This is a genomic window from Campylobacter sp. IFREMER_LSEM_CL908 (genome assembly GCF_025771545.1).
In the GTDB taxonomy this organism is placed as follows: Bacteria; Campylobacterota; Campylobacteria; order Campylobacterales; family Campylobacteraceae; genus Campylobacter_D; species Campylobacter_D lari_D.
In genome coordinates this window covers 53,090-71,249 of the sequence record NZ_JAKMQK010000004.1, presented here as the reverse complement: position 1 = coordinate 71,249, position 18,160 = coordinate 53,090, and the positions used below count along the sequence as shown (strand labels likewise).

Genomic DNA, 18,160 nt, shown 5'->3' with positions numbered 1-18,160 from the left:
GGTATAGAGTTTAAATGGGAAATTATCGGATATTTCTTATATATTTTATGGCTTCATAGGTATTTTTAAAAAGCGGAATTTCAAATTTAGCTAAACTTTCTTTACTTTCATAACCACTACTTACAGCCACAGGAATAATATTGGCATTTTGAGCAGCTTTTATATCTAAATGAGTATCACCTACCATAAAAGCATTTTCTTTGTTTTTAGAAAGTTTCTTCAAAGCTAATAAAATAGGCTCAGCATCTGGCTTTGGATAAGTTACATCGTCTCTACCTATAATAACTTTAAAATGCTCTCCTATACCTAAATGATCAAGTAAAGGTTTAGAAAATTTAGAACTTTTAGTCGTAACAACAGCTAAATCAGCAAATAAACTAGCCTCATATACACTTTCTTTTGCCAAAGGAAGTAAAGAAGTTTGTTCTATATAGATTTTTTGATATACATTTCTATAAGCATTAATATATTCACTTGTTTTCTCTTTTGCCACACCAAGCTTTTCAAAAGCTACATCCAAAGGAAAACCTATCAAAGCCTTAATAGCTTCATAATCTCTTAAAGGCTCATTAAAAGCTTTAAAAGCAGCATCAAATCCATCTAAAATGGCACTTGTAGAATCTATCAAAGTGCCATCTAAATCAAATAAAATTGTCTTTTTTAGCAAAGCTTATTCTTTAATAAAAAATTTTGCTTCAACGCGTCTATTTTGCGCACGACCTTCTTTGGTATCATTGCTTGCTTTTGGCTTTTCAAAACCATAGCCTTTAGTTACAATTTTTTCTTTAGTAACACCTGTTTTTTCAAGTTCCTTCGCTACGGCATTAGCACGCTCTAATGATAATTTTTGATTATAAGCCTTAGGACCTGTACTATCTGTATGGCCTTCTAAAATAGTATAGTATTGAGGATTTTCTTCTAAGATCTTACCTACTTCTTGAATTTTTTGAGCAAATTCTGGATTTATATTAGTCTGATCAAAACCAAAATGTCCCTCAAGGGCTATTGTTTTTTCACAACCTATATGATCAAGCAAAGCACCTTTTCTTGGTTCTGAACATGTTTTATCGATTTGTTTTACTTGTGGCTTTTCTTCAATTTGCTTAGTTTCAATATTAGGAGTTTTTGGAGCTTTATTGCCAAAATAAAAACTTAAACCAACACTAGAAATTAAATTATGTTCGCCATTGTTGAATTTAATTTGATCTCTTGCTTCAAGTCTTAAAGCTAAATCTTCTCCAAGTGCGAATTTAAAACCCGCACCATATTGAGCAAACATACCACTTTTATTTTCATAAGCCCCATGACTTAAATACTCATAACCTGTTCCTAATAATCCATATAAATACACATGATTAGCTAAATCAATTCCTTTAATAGCATTCACATAAAATCTCGAAACACTAGTATTTGTATGTGTATTATCATTTGGATTATTATATTTTGCATTATCATAATACTCTAAACCAAGTTCAGCTTGATCTATCCATAAATCATCATAGTGATAGCCAAATCTTAAGCCAACTCCACCATAATTTTTAAGATCTAAATTTCCTTCTGGTGTTGTATAGTTAAAGGTCGGGGTTATTTCTATTTTGCTAGCATCAAAAGCAAATAAAAAACTAGCTAAACTAACTAAGCTTATAATTTTTTTCATAACAATCCTTATAAAATAAATTGAGCGATTATATAAAAAAGAAGATTAAAATAAAATAAGCCCCTTTGGGTAAGGGGCTTAAATTTACTACAAAAAGGAGGTTTCCCTGATCGGACCTTGGAATTATAAATATTTATTCTAAACAAAAAATCCTTTGATTTTAAATAAAATAAAAATATATGAAAAAAATATGATTTTTTTAAAAAAACAGAGAAAATGGATCCAAAATGGATCCAAAAAATATTAGCGTTTAGAGAATTGTGGGCTTCTTCTTGCTTTTCTGCGACCGTATTTTTTACGCTCAACAGTTCTGCTATCTCTAGTAAGAAGTCCTTTTGGTTTTAATAATGCTCTAAAATCTGCATCCATAGCAGCTAAAGCTCTTGAAATACCATGTCTTAAAGCTTCAGCTTGAGCACTGTAACCACCGCCTAAAGTTGTTGCTTTAATGTCCATAGAAGTTTCTTGCTTAGTTACTAATAAAGGCTGAACTACTTTTAATTTTATAGCTTCATGTCCGCCAAGCCAAGTGTTTAAATCCATACCATTAACGATGATTTTACCACTACCAGCTTTTACCCAAACTTTAGCTACAGCGGTTTTTCTTTTACCTGTTGCGTATGTTGTTGCCATGATTATTTTCCTTTATTAGCAATTTGAGCAGTATGAGGATGTTCGCTACCTGCATAAATTTTTAATTTTTTAAGCATAGCTCTACCTAGGTTTGTTTTAGGTAGCATACCACGAACTGCTAATTTATATAATTTAACTGGATTTTTTTCTAATAAATCACCAAATTTTTCACTTTTTACGCTTCCAAAATACCCTGAATGTCTGTGATATAGTTTATCTTCTGCTTTATTTGCACCTGTGAAAACTGCTTTAGAAGCATTGATAATGATTACATAATCTCCACAATCAACATTTGGAGTATAGCAAGGTTTATTTTTACCTCTTAAAATAGTCGCTACTTCTGTTAAAAGACGACCAAAACGCTTTCCTTCAGCGTCTAAAACGATCCATTCGCGTTTTACTTCGTTTGGCTTTGTTATCTTTGTCATCATCTTACCTTTGCCAAAAATTTTTTTAAAATGAGATTATAATTATTTTAGCTTAATTAGTACTTAATTTAAGAATACTTAAAGTTTAAATGATATCTTTTTTATATTGTAACTTATTCTTAAATAGTTTATATTACAATTGTAATATAAAATACTTTATAAGGCGAAATAATGTTAAATTTATTTGCTAAACATAAAATAAAATTTGCTATTGCTTTTGTACTACCTATTTTAGCTTTTGGTTTTAATATTTATTATAATACAAATAAAAGTGAAATTCATACAACTAACCCAAACAAACAAAATAACAAATATGAAATTTTAAAAGAAAAGTGTAACAGTGGGGATATTAAGGCGTGCTTAGATTCCTATCCTCTTAAATATAAAAAGCCCATACAAGCTAAATTAAATGGAAAATGGGGATTTATAGATAAAAACGGGGAAATAATAATAAATCCTATATTTGACAATATTTCTAATTTTAAGGAAAATCTAGCAAGTGTTAAGATAAATGGAAAATGGGGTTTTATAGATAAAAGTGGAAAATTTATATTAGATCCTATTTTTGATTATACTCTTGGTTTTAGTGAAAATATTGCAGGTATTAATTTAAACGAAAAGTGGGGATTTGCTAATAAAAACGGGGAGATAATAATAAATCCTATATTTGACAATATTTCTAATTTTAAGGAAAATCTAGCAAGTGTTAATTTAAACGGAAAATGGGGTTTTATAGATAAAAATGGAAAATTTGCAATAGAAGCTAATTTTGATTGGGCTTGGGATTTTAAAGAAGATTTGGCAAGTGTTAGACTAAATGGAAAATATGGCTTTATAGATAAAAATGGAAAATTTGCAATAAAACCTATTTTTGATAAAGTTTATAGTTTCAACCAAGGAATTGCAAAAGTCAAGTTAAATGAAAAATGGGGACTTATAGATAAAAATGGAAATTTTATAGTAGAACCTATATTTGATGATATAGATTATTATTAAACCTCCACTATTTCCACTTTATCCTTTAAAACATATACCAAAAAAGCCTTAGTGGAAGTCTTGGCTAAGATTTTTTCTATGGCTTCTTTGTAAAGTAAAACTTGCTTTTTATGCTCGTTTAAATTTAAACCCGTTTTATAGTCTATAATGATAGCTTCATTATCATCAAATGCAAGCATATCAAGCTGTTTTTGCTCACCTTTATAAGTGATGATTTGCTCTTTTAGTAGCTTTTTACCCGCTAAAAGCGCGTTAAAGCTCTCATCTTTTAAAAGCATAGTAAGTCTTTTAAAAAGCTCATTAAAACTTTCATCATCTAAGTAAAAACGATATTTTTTATACACCATTTGCTTGCAAAATTCAAAATTGCTTTTAGTGTTAAAATCAAAATATTGCAAAAACTCATGCAAAGCCAAACCAAAGTGTATTTGCGTGCTTGAAAGATGACTTTTTACTTTAACTTCTTGTAAATTTACCTTTTGAAATTCTTCAAAGTTTTCTATTTGTTCTAAATTTTCTAAAGGCTCTTTTGTTTTAACAAGCTGTTCTTCTATAATGCCTATTTGTTTTTCTTCATAGTCTTGAAAATAACTCTTAAAGGTTTTAAAACTCTCATCGTTTTTTATGATAAAAAGAGAATTTTTAGCTCTAGTAAGTGCTACATATAGACAATTTATCTCATCTTCTGCTTGAAGTTTTTCTCTTTTAGCTAAAAAGGTATTGTAATTTTGATCTTCAAGATGTTTTCTAGCACTGTGTCGGTATTTTACTTCCCAACCTTGCTCTAAATCATACTCAAACATTAAAGTTTCATTATCCGGAGCTTTTTTACTAAGTCTATCAAGTACGATTAAATTTTCAAATTCAAGCCCCTTAGACTTATGCACGGTCATAATACTTACTCCATCATCTTGAGCTTGTAAAGACTTTAATTCACATGGAGCAAATAAAAAATCGAAGAAATTATCAAAAGTACTTGCATACTCTAAATATGCGATGAGATTAACATCGCTTAAATCAAGCTTTAAAACATGTACTAAGTATTTTAAAATCTCACCTACACTGCGGTTTAAATCAAGCGTGATAAACTCAAGCTCTTTTTCTAAAATACTACTTGCAAAGTACAAACTAAACTCATCTTTAAGCACACAAGCCTTTGCATACTCAAAAAGCACTCTTACACTAATACAATCCATCAAAGCTACATTGCTTTGCGTATAAGCTTTAATGTCATTTTCTTCAAGAAATTCTTTCATTAAAGTAGCGTCTTTGTTAATCCATACCAAAATGCAAATTTCACTAAGCTTTAAGCCTTTTTCTAAAAGCTTTTGAATGATCTTTAAAACTTCTTTACCACTTGCTTCATGCAAAGAACTTTTTGGCGGGATATGATTTTGTAAAACTTCCACATATCCACCTTCTTTAATGCTTTTTTGCAAAGTAAAGCTAGGATTTAAAAAGCTATCAAAAAATTTATCTTTAAAGACTTCATTTACATAATCAACAATAATCTTTTTACTACGATAATTAGTATCTAAATGCTCTAATTTAATTTGTGGAAAATCTTTTAAAAGCTTATCAAAAAGCTCTTTTTTACCCCCTCTAAAACCATATATGCTTTGCTTTTTATCCCCCACATAAAAAAAGCTTCTGTTTTTTTTCACTCCCTCACCTGAAACAAGTTCAGCGATAATAGGTTTTAAAATTTGATACTGCAAAACATTAGTATCTTGAAATTCATCAATTAATAAATGCGAAATATAACCATCAAGTCTAAAATAAATTAAATCTTTATTAGTTTCATCACTAATTAACTCATAAGTTTTTAAAGCTATATCTGAAAAAGTTAATGCATTTTGCTTAGCATTGTTTTCATTTCTTGCTTCTTTAAAATGCTTCAAAAGCTTTGCAAGCATACTAATGCGATAATTTTCCATTTGAGTAAAATACTCTTTTGCGCTTTGTAAAAACTCTGCTCTTTTTTGTAAAAATTCACTATCGATGACTTTTGCAAAATACTTTTTATCTAAATCACAAATAATAGGTTTAGTAAAGAAATCTTCTATGTTTTCAAATTCAAAATTTTTTTGATAGTTTTTATCTGTGCTTAAATTTCTTGCATAAGCTATAAACTCACTTAAGCTTTTTTCTAAAAAAGTTTTATTTGGAAAATGTGCATTTTGTATAGAATTAATCTCACAAGATCTTTCATACAAGCTTTCAAGATTTTGCAAAAAATCACTTTTACTTTTTGTTTGGACAATGTAATAAGCTAAAGCTCTTAATTCTTCTTCGTCTAATTTAGAAATGAAATTTTTATAACTATCTTGACTTTCTATAATGTCAAAATCACTCATAAGACCTAAATTTAAAGCAAAAGAACGAATGATTTGTGAAAAAAAGCTGTCAAAAGTGTAGATATTAAGCTTAGATCTTAAAAACTCATCTTTGTATTTTTCTCTTAAAGCTATAAGCTCATCTTTGCTTTTACCTAGCATTTTCATAAGCTCATTACACTCTGCTTTATTCTCTCCATTTTCAAGCACATCAAATTCTAAAAAGGTTTTAAAAACTCTTTCTTTCATTTCGCTTGTAGCTTTATTAGTAAAAGTAAGGGCTAAAATTTCATTAATCTTAGCTCCCATTAAAACCAAAGCTACAAAACGCACACTTAATGCAAAAGTTTTTCCACTTCCTGCGCTAGCTTCCAAAGCTAAAAAAGGCTCAAAATGATAACTCAAAGTTTAAACTCCTTTTTATAAAGCATGGTATAAGGGCTGTAAGTATTGTCGTTTTTTTGATTAAAAAATTCTTTTTCCAAAGGCTCTTTAGCAAGCTCATTAAGCAAGTCTTTCAGTTCTTGCACGCTCTTACTTTTAGCATTTTCATGTATGATTTTGATATTTTTTAGATCATAAAAGCAAGCTTTTGTATTTAATAAGGTATTTTGATTTTCTAATAAAAACTTATAAAAAGCAAGTTGATAAGATTTTTCATCTGCCTTACCACTTTTATAATCTATAATCAATCTTTCATTGCCATTATTATCTACTCTATCTAAAAAGCCTATGGCGTGAATTTTCACTCCATTTTCTGCAATAAATTCTTTTCTTGGTGGATTAAATTCACATTTTTCTACCACATAACCTTGCTTAAAATGCTCATTTTCAAGTGTTTGGAATTCTTTAAATATAGTTTGTATTAAAGCTAAATTTAGCGCATCAACTCGGTATTGTTTAATGCTTTTTATCACTTGCATAAAAACTTCATAATCAAAATGATTTTTAGATTTTTGTGTATAATAAAGTTCTAAAGCCTTATGGATAAAACTCCCCAACTCATTTGCTCTAAGTGTATCATCTAAAGTCTTTGGCTCTTTTAATCTTAAAACATATTTATAATAATAATCCAAACCATAATGCACAAGAAGATGAAATCTTGAAAAAGAAAGATCACTTTGAAAATAATCGTGCTTTGCTTTAATACTTACAATAGGCTCAAGATTAAAAGTACATGGATAAGTTTGAAAATATTTCACATAAGCATTATTACTATAAGTCTTGTCTTCATAAAATGGAAGTTCAAGCTCGTTTAAAAATCTTGATTTGATTTTTTCTTCATTTTCCACATAAGAAATTCCAACTAATTTTGCCTTGGCTATTAAAGTATAATAATAATGTCTTTGTAAATTTTCTCTTTGAGCATGAGTGATAAGTCCTGCTTTTTTGCGAATTTCATTGTTTAAAAATAACTCACTTGAAACTCTTTTTGGGATAAATTCATCATTAAAATCGACTATAATCACCCCGTCATATCTAAGTCCCCTACTTTCTAAAAGCCCCATTACAGTAACTTCACCACCACCAACACTGCTTAATTTTATACCATCAATTTGCATGAAAAATAATTCTAAAATTTGCACAAAGCTTAACTCGTGTGTTTTTACAAGCTCTTTGATAAAAATAAGCTCTTGATGTATATAATTTTTTAACTCCTCATCACTATCTTCTAGTAAATTAAAAATAAAATTCTCAAAAAAATCATAAGAAATATTTTCATCAAAAAGCTTTTTAAACTCTGTAAAATCAACACTAGAAGAAAAAAAATGTAAATTACACAAATGTTTGTTTAAATTACACCTTTCATAAAATTCTTCATTTTCTTCATACTCAAACTCATCATCTTTAGCACTTTCATACAAAGACTTTAATCTGTGATAAAAAAGTGTATTTTTAATACTTTCTCCACTTGCATAATTTAAAACATTGTTTTTATCATAAAGTCTTAAAATATCTACAAAATTCTCATCAGGTGTAATCACTACAATATCTTTTGCGCTTATACCGGATTTTAAAAAAGAATTAATTTTTTCAAAAACAAAAGCAGCTTGTAAAGATCTTAAATGAAAACTTTTATAACTAATTTTACTTTCTTTAAAAAAGCACTCTTCTTTTAAAATTGTTTTTTGATTTAAATCAAACAAATAAGCATAATTTGCCTTAAGAGAAAGTCCTTGTAAAAAGCTAAGAGTATTTAAAAAATCTTTATTAAATTTAGTGCAATTAAACTGCACTTTAAGAGGAAGCATTTCCTTAACTTTTAACAAAAGCTCTACTTCAAAGGCATTTAAAAAACCTTGAAAATCAAAAATAATCTCATCATAATTTTTTAAAAAATCACTATTAATTTCATAATCTAGCGGCAAAGAAATATCATCATATAGATTTTGCTCTTTTAACAAGGTAAGATAATTTTTAAAAAGTTCTTCTAAAATTTGCAAATGTTCATCATACTGAGCGTAAGCATCATGAAATTTTAATGAGTTGATATCTTTTTTTTCTAAACTAAGCTCTTTAAAGAAACTAAATAAATAAGCATTATTTTTTAAGAAAGCAAAAAAATTACTCGGTATTTTTAAGCTTTGCTCTAAATTTTTAGTTTGCTCACAAGCCTTTTTCATCAAAAGTAAACACTCATAGTGTGTTGCTTGAAAATGCGGAGAAAAAACTAACTTTTGTATAAATTCGGCTATACTCATAGCCGGTTCTACTAAACTATCAACCTGTAGTTTTTTCTCATAATACTTTCTTAAAGCTCTTAGTGAGCTAAATACAAAAAGTTTCATTATTTAGTCTGCAAAAAGAATTTAAAAAATCCTACACTATTTTCATCTTGAGTGATTTTTAAAAGTATTTGCCAAACACCTTTTTCTTTGATATTAAAATCAAACACCAAATCACTTCCTTCTAATCTTACTTGCAAATTCTCATCATTTACATTTGTATGTGGACGCGAAAGTAAAGTTTGGATTTGAAGCTTACTTAAGTCATAATCTTTTAAATTTTCAATTGCAATCCTAAGCTCATTTTGTCCTTCATTGATATAATAAACTTGATTTTTCTTATGCATAAAGCTTTCTTTGTCTTTAATGCTTAGCTTAAAATTTTCATCAAAAGTCTTTTGTCTGTTTTGAATTTCATTATAATTTAACTCTACATTTTGATAAGAATCAAAATAAAAATTATCTTCATACACAGGAGCCTTGCTTGCAATAAAAATCGTAACAATACAAGCTATAACAATAAGCCCCAAAGAAATCAAAATGCCATAAGGCCAAAATGTTTTCTTATTTTCCATTTTTATTTTCTCCTTTTGATTTTTCTTTGAACTAGCATTAAAATTGCAACACATAAAAATCCATAGATTAAAATTCTCATAATATTTAAAGTATCACGATTTGAATTTCCATAAAAAGGTTTTATATTAAAATAATTTGCTACTTGATCGGCTATATCTGCATAACCATTTAAAATAGCTGCATTATAAATATCTTTTTGTTTAGGATTTGCAAGTATAGGTAAAATTGTTCCTTTTTCAGGATAAGGACTCAAAACACCTTCTTTATCAAAAAAAGCCAAAGCATCATCGCTTGCAAGTATATCTACCTTATGTGAAGCTTTAGAAAATACAAGTAAAATATATGGCTTACTTAAATTAGCTTCATAATTTTTTAAACTTTCAAAATCTTTTTTATCACTTAATGCTAAAGCGATATTTACTCCAGTTAATTCATAAATTTGTCTAGAACTTGTAGTGATATTTTGTTCTATCGCAGTGTTTAAGATATTATCATTTAACAATATTTCAGCATGTAAAAAATTAGCAAAACAAATAAAAATGGCGGCTAAAAAACCGCCTTTAAATATATTTTTCATCCTATAAAAAGATGATTTGCAGTTAAAACCGACCAAGCAGTGATTCCAGCCGCTACAACTAAACCGGCTATGATTAAATACTCAAGAACTTTTGCCATAATCATTCCTTTATAATGATATGTTCTTCTCTTTTAGAGTCAAACATTTTAATTTGTTCTGCATTTTCTATTTTATAAGGTTTTTGCATAACATCTTGTTGTGTTTTTAGACCCAAAATAGTTAATCCTGCTAAAATCGATAATAATAAAATAGTTGCTATTAACATTCCGCTAACGCCTGAAAGTGAAAATACACATCTGTTTGAATTTTCCATTATTCGCCCCTTGAAAGAGAAATCACATATTCGCCGACCGCTTCTTTTTGAAGCTCATTTAACAAGCCATTGTTAAAATGAGGCATTACACCTATACTACCTGCTTTACCACGATTTAAAACATCTACTACAAATTCTGCACTACCATATTTTGTTAAATCTGGAGCCACTAATTGACCATCAATAGTTCCTTTTCCATCTTCACCATGGCATACTGTACAAGTGACAAATAATTCTTTTCCTTTTGCCACAAGTTGAGGATTTTCGGTTTTTTTAATTGCTGAAATTTCAGAAGCAACATAAGCGGCAATTGCAGGAATATCAGCTTCATCTATACCATTATCTGCTGCACTTAACATCTCACCCATAGGATAATTTAAGCCCTTAGAACCTTTAGTAATTACTTCTATAAGTCCCTCTTCTGAACCCCAAACATTAAGATTTTGAGCTTTTCCATTGATACCATCACCTGTAATACCATGACAAGAAGAGCATTGAACTAAAAAGATATTTTTGCCCATTTCTTGCTTATCTTCATTGTTTAAATTTGCAAATTTTTGTGCAAATTTCTCATTATGCGCTTGCACTTCTTTATTATATTGACCAATTTGAGAATAACTATTTAAAGGATACCCCCAAAGAAAATACCATATACACCATACTATAGCTAAGAAAAATACCACAGCCCAGCCAAGTGGTATAGGATTTTTATATTCACCTATACCATCCCAACTATGTTCGCTTAGCTCACCCTGACTTTTTTCTTCTTTCATACTTTTAAACAATTTTCCTACCACAACAAGCGTAATCAATATGATAAGAATTGCTCCAATAAAAGATAATAAATTAACATTATCCTGTAAGTTCAACCATTGCATTAAGCACTCCTTTTATTTTGCTCTAAAACACGATCGCCAATTTCATCATGTAATGCTAAATCAGCATATTTTTCATAGTTTCTTCTACCTGTTTTTTCAGATCTATACAAATGAAACCAATAAGAATACAAAACTACCACTAAGAATACTACAAGGGCAAAAAAGCCATAAGCTTGCAACTCTCTTATTAGTTCTAAATCCATAATTTTTCCTATTTCAAGCTATTAAGATACGCAATCAAAGCGACAATTTCTCTAATTTCACCTCTAGCAAACGCATCTTTAACATCTTGATTTTTCATTTGATCTACTATAGCTTGGGCTTCTGCTTTAACTTCTGCTTGAGCTTCTTCCCAAGTACCAAGTTTTGTACCATTTTCAACATCATAAGGAACATTGAAAACTTTTTTTACAGTTAGTGCTTCTGCATAAGCTGTTTCTATATTTGCATTATTGCTAAACATATGTTTGTAAGCTGGCATAATAGAACCAGGAACAACTGAAACTGGATCCCACATGTGATTTTCATGCCAATCTGTAGTTCTAAAATTACCTATACGCAATAAATCAGGTCCAGTTCTTTTTGAACCCCATAAAAATGGTCTATCATAAGCATATTCACCGCTAACTGAATACATACCATAACGATCTGTTTCTGATTTAAAAGGACGAATAAGTTGTGAATGACATGCATTGCAACTTTCTTTAATATAAGCATGGCGTCCTGCAAGTTGTAAAACCGTATAAGGCTTTTTACCTTCAATTGGTCTTGCATTTTGAGCAAAATCAGGTAAAACTTCCACAATACCTGCATATGCGATCACTATAAATACTGCCACAGCAAAAAAGAATGGATTTTTTTCTAACCAACTAAACATATTTTTCCTCCTTATGCTGCCATAGGTGAAGCACTTTTTGGCTCTTTATCAAGCACTCTACCCACTGAAATTGATTTATAAATATTATAAACAAACATGAAAAATCCTACTAAGTACAACAAGCCACCTACAGCTCTAATCCAATAATAAGGAATAATAGCTTCAACAGTATCAATGAAAGTATAAAGCAAGTTACCATACTCATCTGTAGCTCTCCACATCATACCCTGAGTAATACCTGCTATCCACATAGAACTAAAGTACAATACTATACCTGTAGTTTGGATCCAAAATTGAGCTTCCATTAGCGATTTACTATATAATTCTCTTTTAAACATTCTAGGCACCATGTGATAAAGCGCAGCCATAGTCATAAAGCCAACCCAACCTAAAGTACCATCATGAACATGTCCTGGAATCCAATCTGTAAAGTGTGCTAATGCATTAACTGATTTAATAGAAAGAATAGGACCTTCCAAAGTTGAGAACATATAGAAAGTTGAAGCTAAAATCATAAATTTGATTAATGGGCTTTCTCTTAATTGACTCCACTCACCTTTCATAGTAAGTAAGATATTAATTGCTGAACCCCAAGAAGGTAAAATAAGAACGATTGAAAAAACTGAACCCATAGTTTGCATCCAATCAGGCACTGTAGAATAAATCAAGTGGTGTCCACCTGCCCATAAATAAACAAACATTAAGCCCCAAAATGCAAATAAAGATAATTTGTATGAGAAAATTGGTTGTCCACTTTCTTTTGGTAGAAAATAATAAATTTGAGCGATGATACCAACAGTGAATACAAATGCAACTGCATTGTGCCCATACCACCATTGAACTAATGCATCGTTTGTCCCTGCATACATAGAAACACTATGCCACCAATCGCCCATTCCACTCACAAAATAAGTAGGCACAGCCATATTGTTAAATAAATAAAGCATTGCTATACCTAGGAAAGTAGCTATATAATACCAAAGTGAAACATATAAAGTTTTTTCACGGCGAATTCCAATAAGCCCAAAAATACTTACACCCCATAAAACCCAAACTAAAACTACCAATATATCAAGTGGCCATTCAAGCTCTGCGTATTCCTTTGAAGTGCTAACACCTACAAACAAAGTAATAACAGCTATAATCATAGTGATCATGTAAAGCCAAAAATGCAATTTACCAATGAACATTAAAAAGCTTGATTCTGCCATACTAACTTTTAGCACACGCTGACCAATATAATACCAAGTAGCCCAAATTCCTGAGAGCATAAAACCAAAAATTACACCTGAAGTGTGCAATGGTCTAAGTCTTGAAAAAGTACCATACTCACCGGCTAAATAATTTAAATCCGGATAAGCCATCTGAAAGGCAATAAGCGTTCCAATAGCCATACCAATAACACCAAACAATAAGGTAGCAAACATAAAATATTTAGCAACCGTATAGTCATAGTTTAATGCATTTCCTGGGTGCATTTCCTCTCCTTAAGTTTTTTTCTGCAATTATGCGATCTTTATATTATACGATACTTAATATCTTTTTTAGCTTAAACTATGTCTAATTATTTATTATTTATTAATAAATTATCGCGTAAAAACAAAGCCTATATAAGAAAAATACACACCATAACAAAAAATTAAAATATAGGAAATTAAACTAGCTATTTTTTGAAATTTTTCATTTAATGTTTTAGAAAAATACGCAAGAAATATCAATGCTGGTAAAGTTGAAAAACCAAAAACAAGCATAATTAAAGCCGATAAATACACACTTTGCACACTCATTCCAAAGGCTATATAAAAATACACCAAACCACAAGGCACAAAGCCATTTAAAAATCCTAAAAAAAGAGTACTCTTGAAAGATTTTTGTTGAATCAATCTAGAGATGTTTTTTTTAATTACGCATTCAAAAAATAAAGAATTTTCAAAAAAACTTAGAAATTTTCCTTTAAAAATCAAAGCAAGTGCTAATGTTATCATAAAAATTCCAATTATAAAAAACATTATGCCTTTTGAAAATTCACTAAATGAAAGCAAGCTTCCAAAAACTCCAAAAAATATGCCCAAGCAAACATAAGCAAAAATTCGAGATAGATGATATGAGAAAATTAAAAGAAAAAAAGGGAGTTTAATTTGCTTTGAAAGCTGAGTATAAGCTAAAACAAAACCTCCACACATTCCATAACAATGCCCAAAACTAGAAAGAAAAGCTATACTTGCTAAAGCAATAAAATCTAAACTCACAAAAGCTCTAAAAATTCTTTAAAAATATACTTGCTCTCATGTGGTCCTGAAGAACTTTCTGGGTGATGTTGCACCGATATAATAGGATAATTTTTATATCTCACACCCTCTACATTATCACCAAACAAATTTCTATGAGTAATAGTTGCAACCTCTGCTATTTCTTCAGGAATATTATAATTATGATTTTGTGCTGTAATTTCTACTGTGTTATTAGTAAGGTTAATAACAGGATGATTTGCTCCATGTTGGCCGAATTTCATTTTATAAGTTTCATAACCAAAAGCATTACTTAAAAGTTGATGTCCCAAACAAATACCAAGCATAGGAATTTTAGCTTCTGCTAGTTTTTTAATCTCTGCGATTTCATCTTTTAAAATTTTTGGCTCACCTGGTCCATTGGATAAAAATACACCATGAATTTTACCTTTTTGATATAAATCAATCAAATCTTTTGCCTTGGTATTATAAGGAAAAACCTCCACCTCAAGTCCAACACTTACAAGCTCATTTAAAATATTTTCTTTTACACCATAATCAATCACAGCTACTTTTTTACCATTTGCTTTTACATTCTCATAAGCTTTGTTGCTATGATCCCAAGCACCTTTACCATGTTTATAAGAGCTTTTAGTGCTAACCTGTGCTACATAATTTACTTCATCAATTTTAGCACTAGAAAGAAGCATTTTTTTAAGCTCTTCTTTGTCCTTAATTTCAGTAGATATTACCGCTCTCAAATTTCCTTGATCTCTGATCATTTTAACTAAAAATCTAGTATCAATTTCACAAAGCCCTATTTTTTCATGCTTTTTCAAATAAGCACTTAAAGAATCATTGGCTCTAAAATTAGAATAATCTTCATTTAATTCTCTTATAATCATTCCGCTAGCAAATACATCTTTACTTTCATTATCTTCATCATTAATACCAACTATACCAATTTCTGGCATTGAAAATACTACAAACTGACCTGCATATGATGGATCAGAAATAATTTCTTGATACCCCGTTAAAGAAGTATTAAAAACAAGCTCTCCAAAAAAAGTTCCACTTTGTCCAAAAGCCTTTGCGCTTAAAAAAACATCATTCTCTATATAAATATATGCTTTCATAAAAGTCCTTTTTTTCTAAGCTCTTCTTGATATAGCTTTTCAAATACCAATTCATATTCTTCAGAACCTGGAATAAGTTTTCTTTTATAATTTGAAATTTTTTCATAGACTAAATCTTCTAAATTTTCATACTCTTTTAAATAAGACATAATACTTGAAAAAATGAGATTTTTCACGCGATTTTCTGACACATTGTAGTTTATCAAATCTTCTTCCACTAAATTTTCTAAAATTTTATGAGAAAGATTATTGTATCTATCTTCACTATCGAGCATAAATTTAAACTCATTTGCTAGTTTTTTCTTAATCATCCAAAACATACTTTTTCTATCTATTTGCATAAACTCAATTTCATCTTCTTGGCTTTCTAAAATTTCTTTTGCTTTTTCATCAAGTTTACGCTCATTTAAAACATCTATTTCTATAATTTCTTTTGCTGTTTTTAAAAGTTTTTGACTATCATCTTTAATTTTAACAAAAGAAGAATGCATTAAATCAAGTATTATTTTATTTGCTATATAAGGTATATGAGCTGGTTTGATACGCATTTATTCACCTTTTTATTTTTATTTTGAAATAATACTAAAAAAAAGGTAAAAACTGCTTAAAACTTACTGCGAACTTGCATTTTGATCTAAATTTTTCAAAAGTAGTGTTAAATCGGAAGCTTTTTTTGGATCCATCTTGGCCATAATGGATGAAATTTTTCTAGGATCTAGCGAAAGTAGAATTTTTGAAGCCTCATCCGGTTCCATTTCGCTTAATATACCTGCCACGGCCACATCTTTCATTTTAGCATAAATTTCTGTGATACGCCCCATGGTTTTATCATTAATAACTTGAAGATTTTGTTTAGTCGCTTCTAATATACGCTCATTTTGCTCTTTTAAACTTTTTATTTGCTCTAAACTTGCATTAACATCAGCTTCTTTTTGCTCCAAAGCTTGCATTTTTTCTTTTTGCAAAGCTTCAAAAGAAGCTCTATAAGCCTCTAAACTTTGTCTTGCTTCATCATATTCTCTAATTTGCTCTTGCATTTGCTCTTTTCTTGCTTCAAAATACTGCTCGCAATTTTGCTGTGCATTTACAAAATTTAAGAAAATCAATAAAAATATTATTTTTTTCATCATTTATCCTTATTAAAATGTCTTGTTATAGCAAGTTCATCTATAAATTTTTCTTCTTCTTTTTGTAAAGCTTTTTGGATTTTTTTTAATTCTTCATTTTCTAAAACCTTAATTTTTTCAAATTCCAAATGAGCCTTTTTGTATAAATGTTGATGATGTGCAAGTTCTTTTTTAGTTAGGTCTAATTTTTGTTTAATTCTTTGCTTACCCTCTCTTGCAATTTCTTGCATTTTTAAAGACGATCTTAACAAAGCCACCGAACCTTTATCAGCCAAAGTCAAGCTTTCGCATGTTTTTAAAGCTTCTTTAAATTCTTCTTCACACAACAAAAGCTTTTGTCTTGTTCTAGTCAAATTTGCCTCTGCTTTATCAAGCTGTTGTTTTCTAAGCTTAATCACAGAAGAATATTTGCTTTTCATAAAATGATAGTATCTTCTCTTTCAGGACTTGTGGAGATATAACCTACTCTAACGCCACTTAATTCTTCCAAACGCTTAATGTATTTTTTAGCATTTTCAGGTAGCAAATCATAATCTCTAATCCCTGCAACTTTATCCCAACCTTCCATTACTTCATAAATAGGCTTAGCGTTTTCTAAATCACAAGGTACATAGTCTATTTCTTGTCCTTTATATTCATATGCTTTACAAATTTTAACACTTTCAAAACCATCTAATACATCAAGTTTCATTAATGATAAAGTATCTAAGCCATTTAATCTTGCAGTATATCTTACCGCAACCGCATCAAACCAACCACATCTTCTTTTTCTACCTGTGCTTACTCCAATTTCTTTACCAATAAGTCCTATTTTTTCACCATCTTCGCCTAAATCCTCACTTGGAAAAGCTCCATTTCCCACTCTTGTTGTGTAAGCTTTTACTATGCCTATAACTTTTCCAATTTCTTTTGGATTTAATCCCAAACCACTTAAAGCTCCAGCTGAAATAGTCGTTGAACTAGTTACATAAGGATAAGTTCCATGATCAATATCAAGCATAGAACCTTGCGCGCCTTCTAACAATACTTTTTTATCCTCATCTAAAGCTTTCCAAAGCATTCTTGTAGTATCTGTAATATATGGCGCTAGCACTTCTTTAAAGCGTTTTAAATCTTTTAAAATTTCATCATAACTAGGCATTGCAATACCTAAAACATCAAAATAAGTTTTTTTAAGTTCAAAATCTTTCATTAAATTTTCACAAAGCTTTTCAGGCTCTAGCAATTCCCCTACTCTATGTCCATTACGACTTATTTTATCTTCATAGCTTGGCCCTATACCTTTGCCTGTTGTTCCTATAGCTTTATCACCTTTAAGTCTTTCTCTTGCTTGATCAATCAAAGCATGATGATTTAAATTTAAATGAGCTCTATCGCTTATAAATAATCTTCCTTCTAAATTTTCAAATTGAGCCATTTCACTAATTAATACATCAGGATTAACTACAACTCCATTACCTATAACATTAATACATTGCTTATTTAAAACACCTGATGGCATTAAATGTAAAGCATATCTTATACCATCAACCCATATAGTGTGACCTGCATTATGTCCACCTGCACTTCTGCAAACATAATCATAATTTTCACATAGCTTATCAACTATCTTACCTTTACCCTCATCACCCCATTGGATACCAACGACAATATCTGCTTTACTCATAAAAAA

At 29.7% G+C, this 18,160-nt stretch carries 20 protein-coding genes; 1 reads left to right on the top strand and 19 read right to left on the bottom strand.

Going from position 1 to position 18,160, the window contains the following annotated elements; genetic code table 11:
* Positions 1 to 22: 22 nt before the first annotated feature.
* The 4 genes from L8U04_RS02390 to rplM all read right to left on the bottom strand — a co-directional run bounded on the left by L8U04_RS02390 (position 23) and on the right by rplM (position 2,718).
* Complete coding sequence (locus tag L8U04_RS02390; protein WP_263709325.1) at positions 23 to 667, bottom strand: HAD family hydrolase; 645 nt, start codon at positions 665 to 667, stop codon at positions 23 to 25.
* A 3-nt stretch (positions 668 to 670) separates the two neighbouring features.
* A complete protein-coding gene (locus L8U04_RS02385; RefSeq protein WP_263709324.1) occupies positions 671 to 1,657 on the bottom strand; it encodes an OmpA family protein in 987 nt (328 codons plus the stop codon).
* 243 nt (positions 1,658 to 1,900) lie between these two features.
* Positions 1,901 to 2,290: a 30S ribosomal protein S9 gene (rpsI, locus tag L8U04_RS02380; protein ID WP_039617655.1), complete on the bottom strand. Its 390-nt coding sequence runs from the start codon at positions 2,288 to 2,290 to the stop codon at positions 1,901 to 1,903.
* Positions 2,291 to 2,292: 2 nt separating this feature from the next.
* Positions 2,293 to 2,718, bottom strand: a complete 426-nt coding sequence (rplM, locus tag L8U04_RS02375; protein ID WP_039617653.1) for a 50S ribosomal protein L13 — start codon at positions 2,716 to 2,718, stop codon at positions 2,293 to 2,295.
* 171 nt (positions 2,719 to 2,889) lie between these two features.
* Between rplM and L8U04_RS02370 the strand changes: the two genes are divergently transcribed.
* Positions 2,890 to 3,714, top strand: coding sequence for a WG repeat-containing protein (locus L8U04_RS02370; RefSeq protein ID WP_263709323.1), 825 nt, complete (start codon positions 2,890 to 2,892; stop codon positions 3,712 to 3,714).
* Here L8U04_RS02370 and L8U04_RS02365 read toward each other — a convergent pair.
* The 15 genes from L8U04_RS02365 to L8U04_RS02290 all read right to left on the bottom strand — a co-directional run bounded on the left by L8U04_RS02365 (position 3,711) and on the right by L8U04_RS02290 (position 18,154).
* A complete protein-coding gene (locus tag L8U04_RS02365) occupies positions 3,711 to 6,455 on the bottom strand; it encodes a RecB-like helicase (RefSeq protein WP_263709322.1) in 2,745 nt (914 codons plus the stop codon). The genes L8U04_RS02370 and L8U04_RS02365 overlap by 4 nt on opposite strands.
* On the bottom strand, positions 6,452 to 8,839 hold the full coding sequence (locus L8U04_RS02360) for a PD-(D/E)XK nuclease family protein (protein ID WP_263709320.1): 2,388 nt from the start codon (positions 8,837 to 8,839) through the stop codon (positions 6,452 to 6,454). The genes L8U04_RS02365 and L8U04_RS02360 overlap by 4 nt, the downstream gene beginning before the upstream one ends.
* Positions 8,839 to 9,351 (bottom strand): FixH family protein, encoded by a 513-nt coding sequence (locus L8U04_RS02355; RefSeq protein WP_165955270.1) that lies wholly within the window; start codon positions 9,349 to 9,351, stop codon positions 8,839 to 8,841. The genes L8U04_RS02360 and L8U04_RS02355 overlap by 1 nt, the downstream gene beginning before the upstream one ends.
* 2 nt (positions 9,352 to 9,353) lie before the next feature.
* Positions 9,354 to 9,929, bottom strand: coding sequence for a hypothetical protein (locus tag L8U04_RS02350; RefSeq protein ID WP_261529512.1), 576 nt, complete (start codon positions 9,927 to 9,929; stop codon positions 9,354 to 9,356).
* 100 nt (positions 9,930 to 10,029) lie between these two features.
* A complete protein-coding gene (locus L8U04_RS02340; protein ID WP_133319393.1) occupies positions 10,030 to 10,242 on the bottom strand; it encodes a DUF4006 family protein in 213 nt (70 codons plus the stop codon).
* Positions 10,242 to 11,120 carry a cytochrome-c oxidase, cbb3-type subunit III gene (gene ccoP / locus L8U04_RS02335; RefSeq protein WP_263659490.1) on the bottom strand — a complete coding sequence of 293 codons (879 nt, stop codon included), beginning with the start codon at positions 11,118 to 11,120 and terminating at the stop codon, positions 10,242 to 10,244. Before ccoP ends, L8U04_RS02340 begins: the two co-directional genes overlap by 1 nt.
* Entirely contained in the window at positions 11,120 to 11,323 is a 204-nt protein-coding gene (locus tag L8U04_RS02330) for a cytochrome c oxidase, cbb3-type, CcoQ subunit (protein WP_133319395.1), read from the bottom strand. The genes ccoP and L8U04_RS02330 overlap by 1 nt, the downstream gene beginning before the upstream one ends.
* A gap of 8 nt (positions 11,324 to 11,331) precedes the next feature.
* Positions 11,332 to 11,997, bottom strand: coding sequence for a cytochrome-c oxidase, cbb3-type subunit II (gene ccoO / locus L8U04_RS02325; protein WP_087700416.1), 666 nt, complete (start codon positions 11,995 to 11,997; stop codon positions 11,332 to 11,334).
* A gap of 11 nt (positions 11,998 to 12,008) precedes the next feature.
* Positions 12,009 to 13,475: a cytochrome-c oxidase, cbb3-type subunit I gene (gene ccoN / locus L8U04_RS02320; RefSeq protein ID WP_263709318.1), complete on the bottom strand. Its 1,467-nt coding sequence runs from the start codon at positions 13,473 to 13,475 to the stop codon at positions 12,009 to 12,011.
* 108 nt (positions 13,476 to 13,583) lie between these two features.
* Positions 13,584 to 14,246 (bottom strand): sulfite exporter TauE/SafE family protein, encoded by a 663-nt coding sequence (locus tag L8U04_RS02315; RefSeq protein ID WP_133319397.1) that lies wholly within the window; start codon positions 14,244 to 14,246, stop codon positions 13,584 to 13,586.
* The gene (gene carA, locus L8U04_RS02310) at positions 14,243 to 15,361 is read right to left on the bottom strand and encodes a glutamine-hydrolyzing carbamoyl-phosphate synthase small subunit (RefSeq protein ID WP_263709317.1); all 1,119 of its coding nucleotides are present in this window, start codon (positions 15,359 to 15,361) and stop codon (positions 14,243 to 14,245) included. The genes L8U04_RS02315 and carA overlap by 4 nt, the downstream gene beginning before the upstream one ends.
* Positions 15,358 to 15,909 carry a DUF507 family protein gene (locus tag L8U04_RS02305; protein ID WP_133319399.1) on the bottom strand — a complete coding sequence of 184 codons (552 nt, stop codon included), beginning with the start codon at positions 15,907 to 15,909 and terminating at the stop codon, positions 15,358 to 15,360. The genes carA and L8U04_RS02305 overlap by 4 nt, the downstream gene beginning before the upstream one ends.
* Before the next feature lie 63 nt (positions 15,910 to 15,972).
* Entirely contained in the window at positions 15,973 to 16,491 is a 519-nt protein-coding gene (locus L8U04_RS02300) for a MotE family protein (RefSeq protein ID WP_165955271.1), read from the bottom strand.
* The gene (locus L8U04_RS02295; protein WP_133319401.1) at positions 16,488 to 16,907 is read right to left on the bottom strand and encodes a flagellar FliJ family protein; all 420 of its coding nucleotides are present in this window, start codon (positions 16,905 to 16,907) and stop codon (positions 16,488 to 16,490) included. Before L8U04_RS02295 ends, L8U04_RS02300 begins: the two co-directional genes overlap by 4 nt.
* Positions 16,904 to 18,154, bottom strand: coding sequence for an adenylosuccinate synthase (locus L8U04_RS02290; protein ID WP_133319402.1), 1,251 nt, complete (start codon positions 18,152 to 18,154; stop codon positions 16,904 to 16,906). Before L8U04_RS02290 ends, L8U04_RS02295 begins: the two co-directional genes overlap by 4 nt.
* Positions 18,155 to 18,160 lie beyond the last annotated feature (6 nt).

Coding starts and splice junctions, on each gene's coding strand:
- L8U04_RS02385 (WP_263709324.1), bottom strand. CDS start 1,657: ATGAAAAAAATTATAAGCTTAGTTAGTTTAGCTAGTTTTTTATTTGCT.
- rpsI (WP_039617655.1), bottom strand. CDS start 2,290: ATGGCAACAACATACGCAACAGGTAAAAGAAAAACCGCTGTAGCTAAA.
- rplM (WP_039617653.1), bottom strand. CDS start 2,718: ATGACAAAGATAACAAAGCCAAACGAAGTAAAACGCGAATGGATCGTT.
- L8U04_RS02370 (WP_263709323.1), top strand. CDS start 2,890: ATGTTAAATTTATTTGCTAAACATAAAATAAAATTTGCTATTGCTTTT.
- L8U04_RS02360 (WP_263709320.1), bottom strand. CDS start 8,839: ATGAAACTTTTTGTATTTAGCTCACTAAGAGCTTTAAGAAAGTATTAT.
- L8U04_RS02355 (WP_165955270.1), bottom strand. CDS start 9,351: ATGGAAAATAAGAAAACATTTTGGCCTTATGGCATTTTGATTTCTTTG.
- L8U04_RS02350 (WP_261529512.1), bottom strand. CDS start 9,929: ATGAAAAATATATTTAAAGGCGGTTTTTTAGCCGCCATTTTTATTTGT.
- L8U04_RS02340 (WP_133319393.1), bottom strand. CDS start 10,242: ATGGAAAATTCAAACAGATGTGTATTTTCACTTTCAGGCGTTAGCGGA.
- ccoP (WP_263659490.1), bottom strand. CDS start 11,120: ATGCAATGGTTGAACTTACAGGATAATGTTAATTTATTATCTTTTATT.
- L8U04_RS02330 (WP_133319395.1), bottom strand. CDS start 11,323: ATGGATTTAGAACTAATAAGAGAGTTGCAAGCTTATGGCTTTTTTGCC.
- ccoO (WP_087700416.1), bottom strand. CDS start 11,997: ATGTTTAGTTGGTTAGAAAAAAATCCATTCTTTTTTGCTGTGGCAGTA.
- ccoN (WP_263709318.1), bottom strand. CDS start 13,475: ATGCACCCAGGAAATGCATTAAACTATGACTATACGGTTGCTAAATAT.
- carA (WP_263709317.1), bottom strand. CDS start 15,361: ATGAAAGCATATATTTATATAGAGAATGATGTTTTTTTAAGCGCAAAG.
- L8U04_RS02305 (WP_133319399.1), bottom strand. CDS start 15,909: ATGCGTATCAAACCAGCTCATATACCTTATATAGCAAATAAAATAATA.
- L8U04_RS02300 (WP_165955271.1), bottom strand. CDS start 16,491: ATGATGAAAAAAATAATATTTTTATTGATTTTCTTAAATTTTGTAAAT.
- L8U04_RS02295 (WP_133319401.1), bottom strand. CDS start 16,907: ATGAAAAGCAAATATTCTTCTGTGATTAAGCTTAGAAAACAACAGCTT.
- L8U04_RS02290 (WP_133319402.1), bottom strand. CDS start 18,154: ATGAGTAAAGCAGATATTGTCGTTGGTATCCAATGGGGTGATGAGGGT.